Consider the following 17,801-nt stretch of genomic DNA (forward strand, 5'->3'; position numbering starts at 1 on the left):
GTGAATGATTACGGAATATGAGCATTCTCATCCGTGATGCGTGGATTGTCACTCAGAATGAACGCAGAGATATAATTAAAGGAGATGTTTATGTTGAAGATAACAGAATCACCGATGTTGGAAAGGTCAACGTGGAGGCAGATATCATAATCGATGGAAAAAATAAGATAGTTATGCCCGGGCTGATAAACACTCACACCCACATTCCAATGACCGATCTCAGGGGCCTTGCCGACGATGTTGATCTTGAGGAATTTCTAAATAGGATGTGGACCCTGGAATCCAAGAGAACCAGAGAGGATTTTCGCCGTGGTGCTTCACTTGGCATAGATGAGATGCTTCGCACGGGAACAACAACCTTCGTGGACATGTACTCCGATGAAGATGTGGTGGCTGAAATTGCTATGAAAAAGGGAATACGTGCATTTCTGGGCTGGGCAGTTGTTGATGAGGATATCACCACCCAGAAGGGTTCACCTCTAAAAAACGCTGAAAATTTCGTACAGGAATATTCAAAGGAGGATTTGATAATTCCCATGGTTGCTCCCCATGGTGTGTACACTTGCTCTGAAGAGACCCTTCTTAAAGCAAAGGAAATTGCCGATAGGTACGACACTCTAATGACCATGCATGTTTCCGAGACGAGAAAGGAGGTTTATGAGCATCGCAAAAAGACAGGGTTCAGGCCTGTTGAGTACCTGGATAAAATTGATTTTCTATCCCCCAAGCTTATCGCGGTGCATCTTGTATGGCTCACCCTCAACGAAATAAGAATGCTTGCAAGAAACGGGGTTAAGGCATCCCACAATCCAACAAGCAACATGAAACTTGGAAATGGTGGTTCAATGCCCTTAGTGGAAATGATCAATGAAGGAATCACAATAACCCTAGGGACAGATAGCACTGTGAGCAACAACAACCTTGATATGTTTGAGGTTATGAAATTCGCCGCACTACTGCACAAGAATGAGAGATGGGATGCGAGCGTGACAAATGCTCAGATGATTCTTGATTTTGCCACTGTGAATGCTGCCAAGGCACTGGGCTTAAATGCAGGGAGCATAGAGGAAGGAAAACTAGCAGATATTGTTGTGCTAAATCCCAAGCCCAACGGATTGCCTTTAAGAAAGGATACCATTGTATCCAATATAGTTTACGCTCTCAACGGGCTCAATGTGGAATACACAATTGTGAATGGGAAAATGAGATATGGAAAAATTTAACATTTTTTCAATCTCACCGCCGCAACCTTCAATTCGGGAATCTTCGCCTCAGGATCAAGGGCATCAATTGTAAGGACATTGGCCGCGCTCTCGGAAGTGAGATTTCCGTATGCTCTATCATCCACAAGCATGGCTGGTGGAACTTCACAGCGCCCGATGCATTCCACCACTTCAAGTCTGAAAAGGCCATCCTCTGTGGTTTCCCCATCCTTTATGCCGTATTGCCTCTCTATTGCCTCTATTATTCTCTCTGAACCCTTCAAATTGCAAACTATGCCGTTGCAAACCCGTATAACATGCTTTGCGGGCCTGTCAAAATGAAAGAATGAATAGAAAGAGGCGGTATCGTATATCTCACCGGGCTTTTTTCCCGTTTCCTCGGCTAAAATATTCATGGCCTCCTTCGGTATATAGCCAAACTCGTCCTGGATCGCGTGGAGAATTGAAAGGAGATTTGAATCCCTTTGAGAATGCTTTTGAATGATTTCCCTGATAACATGCTCCATGGGATGATATGGGTATCTTTTTATTTATCTTTTACCGCAAGAATTTTCCTTAGCCTTTCAAGATCCTCAGATGTGTTCACATTGAAGAACGTCTCCTCGGGCATTTTTTCAGCAGGGACAAAATCCACATAGGGACAATTTTGCAGTCCGAGGGTTAGACTCTTGGCACCTTCCAGACATTTAATCGTGGAGCGAGCATAGTATGCATGAAGAGGTTCAAGATACCCCGTTGAACTCCACCTTGGAACGATGCTCTTTGGCTCCTTATTTTTCAAGATGAGTTCTACAGCCTCCCTCCGCACAAGGGGCATATCGCCGCCAAATAGAAGAAAGGAATCGTCCATCTTCAGGAGCGAGACGACAGATTCCAGAATCCACGAGGATTCATCATAAAGAACAGGGACATCCACCTTCAGGGGGATCTTTGAGTAAACGACCACATCAAGCCCGAAATTTTGCAGGTTCTCAACCACGAGGTCTATGAGCCTCTTACCTGAAATCACTTCCATCGTGTGCTTTCCGGGAAGTCGCCTTGAGAGACCAACGAGCACGTATGCGCGCACATGGTTGCAATACTCTCTCGCCTATTATTATTTTCCTTGCGTGAATATGCAATGACAAAACCTATTTATAGGGTGTTGCAAATCACATTTCAGATTTTCATGGGTAAGGAGATTGTGGAGAAGCCTCTCAAGGACCTCATAATCGAAATCTTGGGCAAGGATGGAAGGTCCATAAACGACCTTTCAAAGGAGTTGGAGAAGAGGGGAATAAGAAAGCACAGATTGATTCTAACAGGTTATCTCCAGGCCATGGCCGATTTTGGAATTCTGAAGGAGAGGTATATCAAGCCGGCAAAGGTTTACAGTGTGCAGCAGAATAATAAGAGAACAATCTACGAGATCGTTGGAAGCAAGGTAAAGGAGATAAACGAGGAGGAGGCACCGGATATTGCTCTTTACATCCTGTACAAACTTTTCAACAGGCCAATTTTTATGAGGGAGATTGAGAAATGCAATGTGGGCATACCCCAGTACAGGGAAAAAATTGTGGGTGCGGAAAGGAAAAGGGCGCTCGAAATCCTCCTATCTCAGGGGTTCCATGTGCCCAGAAACAATTCTGCGTACCTACCCACAAAGGATTTCAACAGCGAATTCATCCAGGTGCTGAGCGAATTGGTCATTGATGGATACGACCTGAAACACCTTGTCAATAGAGAAAGAAAGCAAACAAAATTGGATTACGATTGATCACTTTATTATTCCGTAACCTATAAGACGCCATCTGTTCATTATTCTTCTTCCTATCGCAATTCTCTGCCCCTCTTCTGCCACCGCCGGGTACTTTAGTCTTATTTCAATCTCATCTCCACGGGCACTTGTGACGAGCCCCACGGTGGCAAGGGTTCCTATGTTGAGCATGAGAAGTTCGTTGGTCTTTATCTTCTCGACCTTCCTCTCCTCCCTGGAACCCACCACACGCTCCAAGAGGTGCACATCCATTGTTATGTTTTCAAGTACCGGTGGCAATGTTCCCGGTTTACCGGCCATTCTTCCTATGAGTCCATCATTCTTGGTTATGGCGGGATCAAGTTTCGTACCTATGCCAACAAGTCCTCCCGGCTTGATCTCGTCCCATGCGCCACCCCCAGCCATGAGAGATACTATCTCCGTACGAATTGGCTCCCAGCCAACCTTGTTTCCCTTCATAACGTAGAAGCCGGGAAGGATCTCTATCTCATCGCCAACCCTAAACTTACCTTGGATGAGGGAACCCCCTATCACCCCGCCCACAAGGTCCTTGGGCCTTGTTCCGGGCTTGTTGACATCGAAACTTCTTGCAATGTAGAGCCTCGGGGGCTTGGTGGGGTCAAATTTTGGAGTTGGAATATGCTTCTCTATGGCCTCTATAAGCACATCAATATTTGCATCATGATGCGCGCTTACAGGTATTATGGGTGCATCCTCAGCAACAGTACCCTTAACAAATTCCTTTATTTCCCTATAATTCTCCCTCGCACGGGAGTCATCCACGAGATCGATCTTGTTCTGCACGATTATTATGTTCTTCACGCCCACAATGTCCAGGGCCATAAGATGCTCCTTGGTCTGCGGTTGTGGGCATTTCTGATTGGCCGCTATTACAAGAAGGGCTCCATTCATTATCGCAGCCCCACTCAGCATGGTTGCCATGAGCGTTTCATGGCCAGGCGCGTCCACGAAGGACACAACCCGAAGCAAATCTGCCCCATCTGGACACTTTTTAGGGGAGGAGACATAGCATTGAGGCGGCTCCACATCTCTGCATTTGTAAAAGGCAGCATCTGCATAGCCCAATTTTATTGTGATACCCCTGCGCATCTCCTCGCTGTGAGTATCCGTCCACTTACCAGTAATGGCTTTAGTCAGAGTGGTCTTGCCATGGTCCACATGCCCAACCATTCCGATATTGACCTCTGGCTGTCTGGGCATTCGGCTCATGCTTCACCTTCCTTTATGGCCTCTTCAATTGGCTTTGGGCCGTACTGCACGATCTTCATATTTATCTGCACAATATCCGCGGATACGGTATTGCCTCTTACCATCTTCTTCTTTCTCATACCTGGGCGAGTGGGATGGAACCCTATGCCTCCCTTTAAAAGCAGTTTCTTCCTGCGTGCTCCCTGGAGGTTCTTTCTCATTGGAAAGCCATCCTTGTCAGTACCTCCTGTGATCACGAGTTTGTAACCAGGCAAATCAACAAAAACCCCATCAATTTCCTGGCCAATACGCTTCCCTATCAGGGAATTGGCCTTTGTCCCGCTAATTTCCTTCTGATACGATTTTCCCGTCTTGGTGTCATTTATCACTACCTTGAAATTCGCCATTTAGCCTCACCTATCGTGCATAATGGGAACTTTTATTTTAAAGTTATTGTGAGGGAAGGCAAAGGTTATTATATTTGAAAAATTTTGAAGGAGTATGGCAGAGAAAACATGCGATGTGGTCGGGTGTGATGAGGAAGCCGTGAAAACGGTGGCACGCAAAAAGGCAGAAAAGGTATTCTCGCTGAAGGGAGGAAAGAGCACCAAGGTGCATCTGTGCAAGAAACATTACAAGGAATTCAAGAAGAAGACCAAGAAAGACAGGGAATTGGAGAGAATAGGATGGGTTTGAGCCTGAACCTTGACTTCTCAGGAATAGAGGAATTTGAGAAGATTTTCGCGGCTCTCAAAAATGATAGAGAACCGTCCGGGGAGGGGTGGAACTCTCTCTTCTCCACGCCGGGATACAGGGCTTTGATAGATAACGAATTTGACAGGGATTTTTTTAAAAATTATTTCACACTTGCATTTATGCCCTCTAAAATTGGAACGCTGGAGAAGAAGATGAGAGAAGAAGACATTGTTTCCCGTTTTTTGCAGCATTACGTGTATGTGAAAAATATGTACGAAGAACTCCCTCGGGTAACCAATGAGGTAAGAGCAACCATAAAATCCCATGAGTCCAAAATATTTGATATGACTGGAATGTACTTGCCAAAAAACATTATGGGCGAGTATGAGCCACCCATAGTATCCTTTGTTATATTCGGCTATGATGCTCGAGGCTACTTACCAATCGTAGTTGATTTGGTATTTGCAGAAGACATTGGCACATTTCTGATTTATATGATAGCCCACGAGATGCATCATTTTTACAGGAATAAGATTGCGAAGTTACATCTTCCATCTGTACAGGATAATGAATTTCCCGTAATCTGGTTGTTAAATCAGATGGAGGCAGAGGGTATTGCCGATTTGATTGATAAACCCCACCTTTTAAGTTTAGATGAGATTAAATCCAAATTTCTACACACCTGGAAAACGAAATTCAGTGAGAATTTAAAAAGATCGGATAATATCATAAGGATTGTGGATAGAATCCTGGGCAATCTCCCAGAGAGTTCGTTTGAAAGAAAAATCGTTTCCGATTTACTGAAATCCATTCCCATGTCCGGTCACATAATAGGGTATCATATGGCAACCACAATCTGGGAAGTGTATGGAGAGAATATAATTTCCTGCGTTGGAGATCCTCTCAAATTCATACTCCTTTATAATGAGGCAGCAGAATCATTGGGAAGATTCACTTTCTCATATAAATCAATTGATATTATTAGCACATTACTGGAGAGATACATTACCGTATGACAGAATAGGAAAATGCAGCACCACTTAATATTATTTTGGAAAGATTTGGGAGAAAAGAGAAATTGTAGAGTGCAAATCACTTTTTATACCTGAATATGTACCTTACGGGCACACGCAGCCTCTTTCCCGTCCAATAGGGGCAAGAGGTGCATCTGAATCCAATTATGACCCTGTGGCCATCAAGAGTGGAGTTTGAAATTTTAACCATCTTTGACCCGCAAACCGGGCAAATTTCAATGCTTTCAACCTCCTTATCCGTGAGCCTGTACCTTATCTCAATCCCAACATGACCGCTGTTGAGGGCTATAATCCTCATTCTTCTTCCACTCAACCTGTAATTTTTGTTTTTTCTTTCAAGATGCCTCATAACCTCCCTGTGAAGTTCCGCCTGTGACTCAACAACACCCCTCCTATGAAGAATTTTCAGTATGATTTTCTCAACTTCCTCCTCTTCGGGTATCTCATAGGTCATTGAAAGATTATAAATTTGAAGGTATATAAAACTTCATCTTAAAACAAACACGCCATCCTCTGTGATGTACATCCTCTTGGCCCTTGCATCGTAACTTGATCCGCGCATTTTTAGAATTTTAACATATCTTTCCTCACCTGCTGATGTTGACTTTTTTTCAAGTTGAATTACCCCTGAACTGAGGAGAATTTCGGCCCTCAAATCCATCTTGTCGGAGGCTGTTATGAGTGTGGTTGCCCCCGTACCCTGTAAAAAGGAGAAGAGCCTGTGGATACTGAGCAGCATCCTCGCCTCATCCACCGAGAAATTCTTGAATACCGTTAGAGAATCAAGAACTATCCTATCTATCTTACCCTTCTTCAACTCACCACCTATTTTTATTATGAGCCCCTCAACACTGAGCCCACCCTTCCCCATTTTTTCCTTCTCTTCGTAGGCAGACCTTATTTCACCCTTGGCAGTGATATCCTTTATTGTGGGTGCCTTTGAGTAAAGTGATTCCATGGGCACTGCGTCCATAACACGCAATCTGCTAAGATTCCATCCGAATCCAAGCATTATACGCTGCAGAACCACTGAGGGATGTCTATCAACCGAGACGAAGAGACAGTTTTCTCCATTGTTCAGACCTTCAAGGAGAAAGCGCGATGCAAGAACAGTCTTCCCCGTACCTGTGTCCCCTATGAGGAGATAGGTATTGCCTGGGAGAAGCCCCCCATCCAGCATTTTATCGAGACCTGCAACCCCGAACTTAACCCTCATTTCTTACCCCTCCTGGTGAATTTAACATAGAATTTGTCCTCAACAGAGAAACCATTCTTGGTGAGAACCAGAGGGATTCTATCTATGGCATACCCAACAGTGCTCTTCTCAATCGTCAACTCAAACTCCCTGTTGACAGAGTTTATGAAAAACACAGAGTCCATCATTGGCTTGGAGGAGATTAGTTTATCATAACTTTCGGCAGTGACCAAAATAGCACTTCTTGAACTCTCCTCAAGAAAATTCAGGAATGTATGAACACCGGAATCAGGATTTAGGCCCCTCATGTAAAAATATCTGAGCGAGGTTATGGAATCAACCACGATCCTGTCAAACTTCACACGGTCAAACACATTTTTCAGGGTGGCCCGGAGAGAGAGAACATCCGCCTCAAAAACCTTCCTTCCCTTTTCAGCATCCCTCATTTTTGAAGGCCTCGTTATGGGTGTTACCTCCCTAACGGGCTTCACCTCCGCCTTCCCGGAAACAATGGGTACTGCGTCAAAGATGTAAACCTCATCAAGGAACAGGTCAAAGTCCTCAAAATTCTTCTTGACCACCCATGTGGGTTGATCGAGGGATATGTAGAGCACATTCTCGCCCCTCCTAGCTCCGGCGGCAAGGTACTGCATCGCAAAGATCGTTTTCCCGGAACCGGGGGGCCCGTAAATCATGTTGAGAGATTCATCCCTTATTCCCGGTATGAACGTATCCAGGTTGTTCACTCCCAAGGGCACTGTTTTCATTCTGTTTTGCAAATTGAAAACAGATATTTAATAACTTCTCCACATCATTGCCGTGATAAAGCATGGCTATGCAGAAAATTCAAAATTTTGTACGAAGTTTTTTATACAAGCACCATTTAGTGTGACTGAGCCCCAGTGGGCTCTAAGGAAAAAGGAAGTGTAGAAAATGGAAGAATTAACCAAAATAAAGGACTTGAACCCAAATGCCAAGAGAGTGAATGTTTTGGCAAAGGTTCTTCATAAGGGAGAGCCTAAGGAGATAAACACCAAGTATGGAGAAACAAAGCATGTGACCGAAGCCATTGTGGGAGATGAGACAGGTACAATTATTATGTCTCTCTGGAACGAACAGGCGGACCTCGTGGATGAGGGAGAGACCATATACGTGGACAACGGATACATTTCACTTGTTCGAGGTCACATGCGCCTGAATGTTGGAAAGTATGGGAGCATAAAAAAGAGCGACGAGGAGATTGGAGAGGTAAATGAGAGTTTGGACATGAGTGCCGAAGAGCATGAGAGGCAGTTCAATAACAGAAGGTACAACAACCGTAGAAATTACAACAGATGGTAAATCCATCTGCAAACCCTTTTATTTTACCTCTTCTTTATGTTTTTATGTTGCCTGTTATCGGGGTGATAGGTGGTTCATCCTGCAATGATGAGATCTGTGATCTCGCTTACAGGGTCGGTTTTCTTGTTGCCAAAAACAACTGTGTTCTGGCCTCCGGTGGGCTCAGAGGAGTAATGCTCCATGCCTCCAGAGGGGCAAAGGATGCAGGTGGACTGACCATGGGAATCTTACCCCATGGAAAGGAAGAGGCCAATGAGTACGTGGACATTGCAATACCCACCCACTACGGCCTTGCAAGAAATCACATTCTCGTCAGGGCAAGCGATGTGCTGATAGCCATTGACGGATACATAGGCACCCTGAGCGAAATTTCATTCGCACTAAACGAGGGAAAAACCGTTGTGGCCTTGAAATCCTGGAAAATTGATGAGAGCAAAATAACAAAGGGAAAATACATTGAGGCGAGAAGTCCTGAAGAAGCGGTTGAACTTGCCCTTAGGGAAATAAGGTAAAGTTTTTTTACAACCCCTCCTTTTGCCATTTCATGCCCGTTATAAGATTGCAGAGGGAGGAACTCAGAAGATTTGGAATAGATGAGGAGCGCTTACTAAAAGAGATTTCCATGCTCGGAGCGGATCTGAAGGATTACAATTCAGATGAAATAAGGGTGGAGTTCTTTCCAGATAGACCGGATCTTTACACCGTGGAAGGTGTGGTGCGTGCATTAAGGGGGTTCTGGGGCATTGAGAGGGGCGCTCCGAATTACTCTGTGAATCGCTCAGTTGTGAAATTGTTCGTTGAGGATAAAATGAGAAAGATAAGGCCCTACATAGTGGGTGCGGTGGTAAAAAATGTGCCTGTGGATGACCTTATGATCAAGAGCATGATGGATTTTCAGGAGAAATTGCATATCACCGTGGGAAGGAAGCGGAAAAAACTGGCCATAGGATTGCATGATTTTGATAAGGTTAAGCCTCCCTTCAGATATGTTGCAAAGGCAAAAGATTTCAAATTCAGGCCTCTGGGGTTCGAGAGGGAAATGACCCTTGAAGAGATTCTGAAAGAACATCCAAAGGGAATGGAGTACGCTCACATCCTTGATGGATTGGATGAATATCCAATAATCCTGGACTCAAAGGACAATGTACTTTCTTTTCCACCCATAATAAACGGAACACTCACCCAGATCACCGAGGAAACGAGGAACGTCTTCATAGACATAACGGGCACGGATATGAATACCCTGCTCTCGGTACTCAACATTATCACCTGCTCCTTTGCAGACAGGGGCGCATCCGTGGAGTCCATAGAGGTCGTGTACCCCGAGCATTCATTTTTCACGCCTAAAATAGGATACTCAAAAATGAAGGTCAGCAAGGATTACGCGAGAAAAATTCTGGGCATTGATCTGGAAGATGATCAAATAAAGGATGCGCTTGAGAGAATGAGGTACAATGTTGAGATTTCAGAAAACAACATTGAGGTTACAGTTCCTCCATACAGGATGGACATACTTCATCCAATTGACGTGGTTGAGGACATAGCCAAGGGGTACGGTTACACCAATTTTGGATTCTCCCTGCCAACAAAGGAGAAGATTGGAAGCAAAAGAAGCGAATTGAAGGAAAAGATAGGAAAAATTATGAATGGATTGGGTTTCTTCGAAGTCACAACCCTCACAATAACCTCCCCAAGGACACAGTACGATATGATGCTAATACCCCCTGAGAGTTTTGTGGAAATTGAAAACCCCATAACGGAGGAGGGCACAATCCTTAGAAGTTGGCTCATACCCTCTCTCATGGAGATACTAAGAAAGAACAGGCACAGGGATCTGCCCCAGAAAATATTTGAGATAGGATATGTGGTGAGGGAGAAAAAAGAACTGCACCTGGCCTTTCTTCACATAGACTCCGAGGCCAGTTTCACGCTGTCCAAATCATACACCGAGGCGATTCTGAGGGATCTGGGAATAGACGAGTACGAGATCAGAGAATACGGGCACAGAAGTTTCATAGATGGGAGGTGTGCATCAATACTTGTTGATGGAGAGGAAATGGGATTTTTTGGAGAACTTCATCCACAGGTTCTTGAAAACTTCCAACTCGGATACCCGGTCATTGCAATGGAGATAAATCTTTCAAAAATAAAATAAAAATTGTAAGAGGATTACTCCTCTGTGTTTTCCTCCTCTTCGGAGGTCTCTTCCTCTATTTCTTCCTCTTCGGGCTCTTCTTCGCTGATCTCTTCGGGCTCTTCCTCTGTTTCCTCTGTCTCTTCCTCACTGACCGCTGACTTGGCACCGCTCTTCTTGCCTGCAATGTACATCACTATTGCGATAATGAGCATTATGATGAACAGTGCAAGCCACACGTACTGCATTGTAACCGCATTGTTCTTCTCGTTCTTCAGATTCTTTATGGTTTCATTCGCATTATTGAGATTCTGGTTGAGCGTGTTCACCTTGTTCTGCAGGTTCTGTATCTCATTGCTCTGCTGGGATATCTGCTGATTGAGTTTGTTGATCTCCTGGGCTATCTCAAGGGTGTTGTTGTACTTACCTGCAACCTCAACGCCAAAGTAGAGTTTGGCACCGTTCTGTGCAGATACCTCGAATATGTAGTGGGCAGGAAGCATGAGATCCGGTGCAGTGTAATTGAACATCACAATGCCCATTGCATCAGTTGTGAGTGTTGCCTTATTCACACTGCCTGCAGGTGCAGAGAGTGTCACCTGCACACCGGAAAGTGGCTTGCCCTCAATGCCACCAACCAACTGCACTTTTATTGTACCTGTACCCTTGTACGGTATTATTCCTGTGGTAGAACCTCCTGCAAGGACCTTGAAGCAGTCAAACACCGCAAGTTTTGACATCTCGGAGGTCTTGCTGAGGAACGGTATATCGTACTCGTAGTTGAGGTTCATTGCATGGGTTGGAGAGGAGAGCATGAGAGACACTGCAACTATGCTATCCGCAATCGTGGGCTGTATTGTTATGTTGAACTGGGCAATACCCTGAGAGTTCGTAACGGCACTTGTGCTGTTCTTGTAGGTACCCAGGCTCCAACTTGCGGATACAGTAACACCTGCAAGAGGCCCGTTCATATCCACAACCTTAACGGTCATCATTGTGGTGTTGAGCGTATCGCTCAGATAGAACTCATTGACCATTATGCTGGATATACCCATTATTGGTGCTCTCTGGAGTATGAAGCTATCCTTCACACCGAAGAGGTACGGGAAGGTAAATCCGAGACCCGTGTATATTGCATTGAATCCATAGCCATAGGCATCCATCCATCCACTGACGTATATGGGTGCATCTGCCCTAAGCACGCTTGCATTCAGCGTGTATGAGAACTGACCATTGGCATCCGTGGTACCCCAGATAACACTCTGGCCGGCCCACCCTACATACGTACCGGCGTTGTTGGCCCAATCAGCACCCATACCGTAATCGGTACCGAACACGGCCATAAACACGGACGCATTTGCAAGAGGCTGGTTTGTCATAGCATTGTAAACGGTCATTGTAACCTGCACCTGATCGCCATTCTTGGCGGTGATCTTGTTGAGCTGCATATCCATTGCGTACATTCCGGTCCAGGCACCGATGTATGAATCGAATCCGGTGGCGTTACCAACATACACCTGGACACTGTCGTAGGCCATATAGGTATCCAGGGTGTAGGCCTTTATAATCACAGGTATGTTGGCATTCTCGGTTGCAGTAAGGGTGAAGGTCGCCTCACCATTGCTGTCTGTGGTCTTCTGGGTTGCATCCCACTGGACACCCCAGGCAGGATTCAACTTCTCCCCATACCAGTTGGGATCCGTTGCATTGGAGTAGTAGGCGGCCACAAGCACCTTATGATTGGCAACCGGATTGCCGTTGAGATCCACAACCTTGACTGTTATCTGGGTGCTCTGACCCTTGGTGATTCCATAACTGCTCACATGGGTTATTTCAACCTTGTACCAGTTGCTTCCATGGCTCTGGATCGGCATTAAGAGCGCGGCTGTCTGCAGATTCTGCAGGATTGTGTTGTTCACATTTATCTTCGCCTTTATTATATCAACCATGTTAATGTTTATCACATTTGTGGGTGCCGTGTAATTGAAGGTAACTATACCATTGCTGTTGGTGATACCATATCCTGGGCTTATTGAACCGGCAGTTTCCTCGGGCATAATTGTAACATTCACTCCAGAGAGTGGATGCCCGTAAAGATCCGTAACCTTTGCCGTTATGGTTGCGCTCGCACCAGGAGTGAGTATGGCCTTATTTGAACTCAATGAGAGTTTCGCCACATTCTTGGGCAGATAAACCATAACCTCGTGTGAGCCCGTGAAGTTATAACTGTGCCCATTCATCTTAACCGAGAACGAATAGGTCAGGGTCACGGGCATATTGTACTCTTGGAACTTAAGAGGCACACTGAACATAAATCCTCCGGATGCGCCTGTGGTTCCATTGGCCCACACTCCATTGGATGCGTGGATTGCCACATCAACGCCCTTTATTGGCAGGCCATTCGCATCGGTAACATAGAATGCACCATTTATGCTCTGCCCGGCATAGGCGATGCTTGGCACGTACATGTGCGGCACCACACCGGTAAGACCGGTTCCAGTCACATTGGTTGTTGGTCCAACAGGTGTCGTACTACCGCCACCGCCGGATGACTTGGGCGGATGCAGCACACCAAGGCTAAAGCCATTCCATATGGTACCGTAGGCAGCAACCCATCCCTGCCACATATCCTTCCTGTAGGCCATTATATTCTTCCTGTAGTACAGGGTATCGTATGGCAAATCGTGCACGAGTATGCCTTCCACTTCCTTGACCTTGTTGATTCTATCCTGGGTGTTCATATCAACCTCTATCTCCTTGAGCAACTTATCAACCTTGGGATTGCTGTATCCAGGAGTGTTATCTCCCACAGGTGCAGCGTTCCAACTGGCGAAGAAGTCAGGCAGGTAGGTCTCAGGGAATGCACCAACACCCCAGCCAAGGATGTACATATCAAAACTGACCTGCACGAATGCCTTGCTGACTATTGTATCGAAATCAGTTGGAATACTCTGTATGTTGAGTTTCACCTTCTGGAGGTTGTTCTGTATCATTATACCCGCTTCGGCCCTGATTGGATCGTAGTCCTTGGGAGGCGTGAGTATGGTCTCCTTTATCGGGCTTCCATCGGGCATGTGCCTCCAGCCATCTGATCCCACCTTGTAGCCCGCCTTATCGAGCACCTGCTGGGCGGCATTCAGGTCGAACGGTGGTGGAATTGCAGATGTGTTGACATAGGCACCGGATGTGATGGATATAGGAACAGTACCCTTGGTACCGTAACCCTGCATAAGGGTTGTCACAATGTAATCCTTATCAATACAGTAGGCAACTGCCTGCCTGAAGGCCAGATCGCTCATAGGAGCCTTCCTCATGTTGAAGGCGAGATAGAAGAATCCCTGATCATCAACAATCGTTGAACCTATATTTGGATCGGTCTTCAACTGGTTGTAATAACCTGGCGGTATGGACCAGTCAATGTACTGCACATCTCCCCTCTTCAGGGCGAGAACAGCAGTATCCAGGGTGTTGTAGATTCTGAATGTTATGGTCTTGATGTACTGAGGATACCAGGGCCACTCCTTACCTCTCCAGGGCGTGTACATACCCTTACCCCAGTAGTGAGTATACGTTTCAATCTTGATGTAGTTACCTGGCTTCCACTCGACGAACTTGAAGGGTCCTGTACCTATCGTGGCACCAGGAGCATTCCAACTGGTATCCAGGGTCATATCATTGCTTCCACCGGGACCTGCTGCAACAAGATGGTTCTTCCAGATATGCTCCGGTATAAGGGTGTTACCCAGAGTAACCTGATAGAACAGGGGATAAGGAGTATACAGGTGGAACACAACAGTGTACTTATCCTTGGCAACAACACCCACATAGGATGTACCGTTTCCATCCCAGCGAGGCCACTTGGCGGTTGGCCAAATGAGGCACTGCAGGCTTGTCTTGTACAGAGAGTTCCAGGCAAGGGTCTGGTAGCTGAAAACAACATCCTTTGCAGTGAGCGGCGTACCATCCTGGAATGTCACATTGTGTCTCAACTCCACTGTTATGTTCAATCCATCCGGCGTGGTTGCCATCGCACTCTTTGCAATCACGGGATAAGGAATCAGGTCAGGCGTGTAAGAGTACAAACTCTCAAATGCCCACCCAAGTGCATCTGACTTCCAAACAGTGTTCGTTGTTGGATCAAATATATCCAGGTTTGGAATATCATTCTGGAAAGCAACTATGAGATTACCGTTGGTATCTGCCCTTGTCTGTGGGACAGCGGCATTGGCTCCCCACGAAAGCACTGAAAAGCCACTGAGCACCATCACTGTTAGCACTACTGTCACTAACAACATTTTTTTCATACTTCTTTCGTTCATCTTTTCATCCTCCCTAATTTTCTACACTCCACCTATTGGATTATAGAGGAGTGCACTGGTCAGCCCCTCTATGGAAATTTTCCTATATAAATTTTTTGAAAATCTGGAATTTAAATGTTTCTCTGGGAAAGATTAAAACCCTTAAGCCCATGCATCTGAGATGAAATTCGTCCATGTCACAGATATTGCACTGCCCCACATCGGAGGCGTGGAATTGGTGGTTGCGAGGTACTCCTCAATGGAGAGAGAGGAAGGGCATGAAAGCCACGTGATAACGACAACCCTACCAGGAACTAGAAGATTTGAGAGAATCAACGGAGTTGCATACCACAGGCTATCAAAAATTGGAATGGCCACCGCAATTCTGCACAAGATAAAGAAGATAGGGCCAGATTTGATACACACCCACTCCTACATCGCCGCTCCCGCACTTTCATATCTTCACAGGATAAACTCTCACGTTCCCATAGTGAGACACATCCACGACGTGTACATAGGAAAATACGAAGAATATTCGGGCTGGGAGGGATCAAAACTCTACGAAAATTTTGAAAAATACATAATAAAACTACCCTACACCGCCTACATCACCCCGAGCAGGTACACAAAGAGCAAATTGGTGGAAATAGGAATAGAAAGGGAGAGAATCCACGTGGTGCATCCGGGAGTTGAAATAGATAAATTCGGAAGGAGCGACGGAAAATATGCGAGAAAGAAGCACAAAATCCCTGAAAACGCAAAAATAATAGGATTTGTGGGAAGGTTGAGCACCGGAAAGGGACCCCAGTACCTCATAGAGGCGGCCAAGGGTTTGAAAAACACATACATAGTTTTGGTGGGTCCCAATCCGAATCCAAGGACCTCGGGAATACTTGGCATAGAGGATGTGCTCCGCAAAATGGTGAAAAAATATGGGATGGAAAATCGTGTTATATTCGCCGGCAAGGTTCGGGATTTTGAAATACCCCTCTATTACGATTCCTTTGACATATTCTGCCTTCCCAGCATATCAGAGGGGTTTGGAATGAGCATAGCCGAGGCACTGGCTGCAGGCAAACCGGTTGTTTCTTTCAGAACAACGGCAATACCTGAGATAGTAAAACACGGGCACAACGGATTGCTGGCAGAGCCAAAAAACGTGGAGGATCTGAGGGAGAAACTGCAAACCCTCCTTGAAGATGAGGATCTCTACCAGAAATTGAAAAGTAACTCAAGGAGTTCCATTGAGCAGTACACCTGGGAAAACTCCTACAAAAAATTGATGGATGTGTATAAATTATACCTGTGATCCTTTCTTGTACTCCAAAGCCGCCTTGGCAAGTGCCAGGTGCAACGGCGAGGGCTTTAGAGGTCTTGATTTGAACTCCGGATGAAACTGCGATCCCATGAAGAAGGGGTGCCCTTTCAACTCAAATATCTCCATTCTAATTCCACTCTCATCCCTGCCACTGAAATGCAGTCCGTGCTTTTCAAATTCTTCAATGTAATCTGGATTTACCTCGTACCTGTGGCGATGCCTTTCGTATATTTCAGTTGTTCCATAGATTCTGTAGGCCATGCTTCCCCTTTCAATGATTATCTTCTGGGCACCCAGGCGCATGGTTCCTCCAAGTTTATCCACACCCCTCTGCTCGGGAAGCAAATCTATAACGGGATACTCTGTCCTTGCAAGTTCGGTGCTATTCGCATCTTCATAACCGAGAACATGTCTGGCAAATTCTATGGTGGCAAGCTGGAAACCAAAGCACACCCCCAGGAAAGGTATTCCGTTTTCTCTCGCATACTGGGCAGCCATGATCTTCCCCTCCGTACCCCTGGGTCCGAATCCTCCAGGTATGAGTACACCATCCACCCCATCAAGAAGCGTGGTGCCTTCATCCTCCAAATCCTCACTATCGATCCATTTTAGATTTATCTTCAAGCGCAGGAATGAGGCCACATGGGTGAAGGATTCCTTGTGGCTGATGTATGAATCCTTTAAATGAACGTACTTTCCAACAATTGCAATTGTTATCTCATCCTTGGGGTTGAAAAGCCTTTCAAGGTATTTTTTCCATTCCTTCCATCTCGGTGTTCGGCCCCTGATCTGCATCTTTCCAAGTATGTACTCACCAACACCCTGCTCCTCAAAAATCAGGGGAACCTCATATATGGAGCGTGCATCAGGGGCACTTATAACCGCCTCGTAGGGTACATCGCAGAATAGGGATATTTTTCTCCTCGTCTCCTCACTAAGTGGCTCTCTGGACCTTCCCACAATCATATCCGGCTGGATGCCCAGAGAACGCAACTCCTTCACGCTGTGCTGTGTGGGCTTGGTTTTCTGCTCACCAACCACACTCACCACCGGAACAAGGGTCGTGTGAACGAAGAACACATTCCTCTCTCCCTCCTCCATACGAAGTTGCCTCATGGCTTCAAGGAATGGCATGCTCTCAATATCTCCAACCGTGCCCCCCACCTCTATGAGCACAACATCTGCCATGGTCTGCATTGCTATTCTCTTTATTCTCCTCTTTATTTCCTCAGTTATGTGTGGGATTATTTGAACGGTGCTGCCAAGGTACTCGCCCTTCCGCTCCCTCTCAATGACGGTGAGATAGACCTTGCCCGTGGTGATATTGTGGTCCGATGTTAAATTTGTATCCAAAAAACGCTCGTAATTTCCAAGATCAAGATCAACCTCACCCCCATCATCCAGCACGAAAACCTCCCCGTGCTGATAGGGATTCATCGTACCCGCATCGTAGTTCAGGTAAGGATCTATTTTTATGGCCGTGACCTTCAAACCCCGCGCCTGAAGAATCTTGCCCAGAGAACTTGTTGTTATACCCTTACCAAGCCCAGATATCACTCCGCCCGTCACAACAATGTACTTCATGTAAATCCCAAAT

The 17,801-nt window shown here is 45.9% G+C and carries 17 protein-coding genes; 8 read left to right on the plus strand and 9 right to left on the minus strand.

Features of this window, described 5'->3' with window-relative positions; all coding sequences use genetic code 11:
• The first annotated feature begins 17 nt into the window (after positions 1 to 17).
• Positions 18 to 1,223 carry an amidohydrolase family protein gene (locus AC0S1O_RS00600; RefSeq protein ID WP_475393829.1) on the plus strand — a complete coding sequence of 402 codons (1,206 nt, stop codon included), beginning with the start codon at positions 18 to 20 and terminating at the stop codon, positions 1,221 to 1,223.
• On the opposite strand, the gene AC0S1O_RS00605 is transcribed toward AC0S1O_RS00600, so the two are convergent.
• Together AC0S1O_RS00605 and mobA are read right to left on the minus strand one after the other, a co-directional pair.
• Positions 1,220 to 1,729, minus strand: coding sequence for an NADH-quinone oxidoreductase subunit NuoE family protein (locus AC0S1O_RS00605; protein WP_475393830.1), 510 nt, complete (start codon positions 1,727 to 1,729; stop codon positions 1,220 to 1,222). The two genes, AC0S1O_RS00600 and AC0S1O_RS00605, sit on opposite strands and share 4 nt — an antisense overlap.
• A gap of 20 nt (positions 1,730 to 1,749) precedes the next feature.
• Entirely contained in the window at positions 1,750 to 2,292 is a 543-nt protein-coding gene (mobA, locus tag AC0S1O_RS00610; protein ID WP_475393831.1) for a molybdenum cofactor guanylyltransferase, read from the minus strand.
• Between the two features lie 75 nt (positions 2,293 to 2,367).
• On the opposite strand from mobA, the gene AC0S1O_RS00615 reads away from it, so the two are divergent.
• Positions 2,368 to 2,979 (plus strand): hypothetical protein, encoded by a 612-nt coding sequence (locus AC0S1O_RS00615; RefSeq protein ID WP_475393832.1) that lies wholly within the window; start codon positions 2,368 to 2,370, stop codon positions 2,977 to 2,979.
• Here the strand turns inward: AC0S1O_RS00615 and AC0S1O_RS00620 are convergent, their stop codons facing one another.
• Positions 2,980 to 4,200: a translation initiation factor IF-2 subunit gamma gene (locus AC0S1O_RS00620; protein WP_475394496.1), complete on the minus strand. Its 1,221-nt coding sequence runs from the start codon at positions 4,198 to 4,200 to the stop codon at positions 2,980 to 2,982. It abuts the gene before it with no gap.
• 5 nt (positions 4,201 to 4,205) lie between these two features.
• The gene (locus AC0S1O_RS00625) at positions 4,206 to 4,595 is read right to left on the minus strand and encodes a 30S ribosomal protein S6e (RefSeq protein ID WP_475393833.1); all 390 of its coding nucleotides are present in this window, start codon (positions 4,593 to 4,595) and stop codon (positions 4,206 to 4,208) included.
• Positions 4,596 to 4,689: 94 nt separating this feature from the next.
• Here AC0S1O_RS00625 and AC0S1O_RS00630 point away from each other — a divergent pair, with 94 nt between their 5' ends.
• Complete coding sequence (locus AC0S1O_RS00630; protein ID WP_475393834.1) at positions 4,690 to 4,884, plus strand: hypothetical protein; 195 nt, start codon at positions 4,690 to 4,692, stop codon at positions 4,882 to 4,884.
• Positions 4,875 to 5,900 (plus strand): DUF5700 domain-containing putative Zn-dependent protease, encoded by a 1,026-nt coding sequence (locus tag AC0S1O_RS00635; protein WP_475393835.1) that lies wholly within the window; start codon positions 4,875 to 4,877, stop codon positions 5,898 to 5,900. The genes AC0S1O_RS00630 and AC0S1O_RS00635 overlap by 10 nt, the downstream gene beginning before the upstream one ends.
• 76 nt (positions 5,901 to 5,976) lie before the next feature.
• Here AC0S1O_RS00635 and AC0S1O_RS00640 read toward each other — a convergent pair whose 3' ends face one another.
• The 3 genes from AC0S1O_RS00640 to AC0S1O_RS00650 are packed head-to-tail and all read right to left on the minus strand — an operon-like array spanning position 5,977 to position 7,880.
• On the minus strand, positions 5,977 to 6,372 hold the full coding sequence (locus AC0S1O_RS00640; RefSeq protein WP_475393836.1) for a hypothetical protein: 396 nt from the start codon (positions 6,370 to 6,372) through the stop codon (positions 5,977 to 5,979).
• A gap of 33 nt (positions 6,373 to 6,405) precedes the next feature.
• Positions 6,406 to 7,134, minus strand: coding sequence for an RAD55 family ATPase (locus AC0S1O_RS00645; RefSeq protein ID WP_475393837.1), 729 nt, complete (start codon positions 7,132 to 7,134; stop codon positions 6,406 to 6,408).
• Entirely contained in the window at positions 7,131 to 7,880 is a 750-nt protein-coding gene (locus AC0S1O_RS00650; protein WP_475393838.1) for an RAD55 family ATPase, read from the minus strand. The genes AC0S1O_RS00645 and AC0S1O_RS00650 overlap by 4 nt, the downstream gene beginning before the upstream one ends.
• A gap of 166 nt (positions 7,881 to 8,046) precedes the next feature.
• On the opposite strand from AC0S1O_RS00650, the gene AC0S1O_RS00655 reads away from it, so the two are divergent.
• The 3 genes from AC0S1O_RS00655 to pheT are packed head-to-tail and all read left to right on the plus strand — an operon-like array spanning position 8,047 to position 10,609.
• Complete coding sequence (locus tag AC0S1O_RS00655) at positions 8,047 to 8,454, plus strand: single-stranded DNA-binding protein (RefSeq protein WP_475393839.1); 408 nt, start codon at positions 8,047 to 8,049, stop codon at positions 8,452 to 8,454.
• Positions 8,455 to 8,498: 44 nt separating this feature from the next.
• Positions 8,499 to 8,966: a TIGR00725 family protein gene (locus AC0S1O_RS00660; protein WP_475393840.1), complete on the plus strand. Its 468-nt coding sequence runs from the start codon at positions 8,499 to 8,501 to the stop codon at positions 8,964 to 8,966.
• Between the two features lie 32 nt (positions 8,967 to 8,998).
• On the plus strand, positions 8,999 to 10,609 hold the full coding sequence (gene pheT / locus AC0S1O_RS00665) for a phenylalanine--tRNA ligase subunit beta (RefSeq protein WP_475393841.1): 1,611 nt from the start codon (positions 8,999 to 9,001) through the stop codon (positions 10,607 to 10,609).
• A 14-nt stretch (positions 10,610 to 10,623) separates the two neighbouring features.
• On the opposite strand, the gene AC0S1O_RS00670 is transcribed toward pheT, so the two are convergent.
• Positions 10,624 to 14,883, minus strand: a complete 4,260-nt coding sequence (locus tag AC0S1O_RS00670) for an ABC transporter substrate-binding protein (protein ID WP_475393842.1) — start codon at positions 14,881 to 14,883, stop codon at positions 10,624 to 10,626.
• Positions 14,884 to 15,067: 184 nt separating this feature from the next.
• Between AC0S1O_RS00670 and AC0S1O_RS00675 the strand changes: the two genes are divergently transcribed.
• Positions 15,068 to 16,195 carry a glycosyltransferase family 4 protein gene (locus tag AC0S1O_RS00675; RefSeq protein WP_475393843.1) on the plus strand — a complete coding sequence of 376 codons (1,128 nt, stop codon included), beginning with the start codon at positions 15,068 to 15,070 and terminating at the stop codon, positions 16,193 to 16,195.
• Here the strand turns inward: AC0S1O_RS00675 and pyrG are convergent.
• On the minus strand, positions 16,184 to 17,788 hold the full coding sequence (gene pyrG, locus AC0S1O_RS00680; RefSeq protein WP_475393844.1) for a glutamine hydrolyzing CTP synthase: 1,605 nt from the start codon (positions 17,786 to 17,788) through the stop codon (positions 16,184 to 16,186). The two genes, AC0S1O_RS00675 and pyrG, sit on opposite strands and share 12 nt — an antisense overlap.
• Positions 17,789 to 17,801 lie beyond the last annotated feature (13 nt).

Source organism: Candidatus Aciduliprofundum sp. HYA1, from assembly GCF_056175085.1.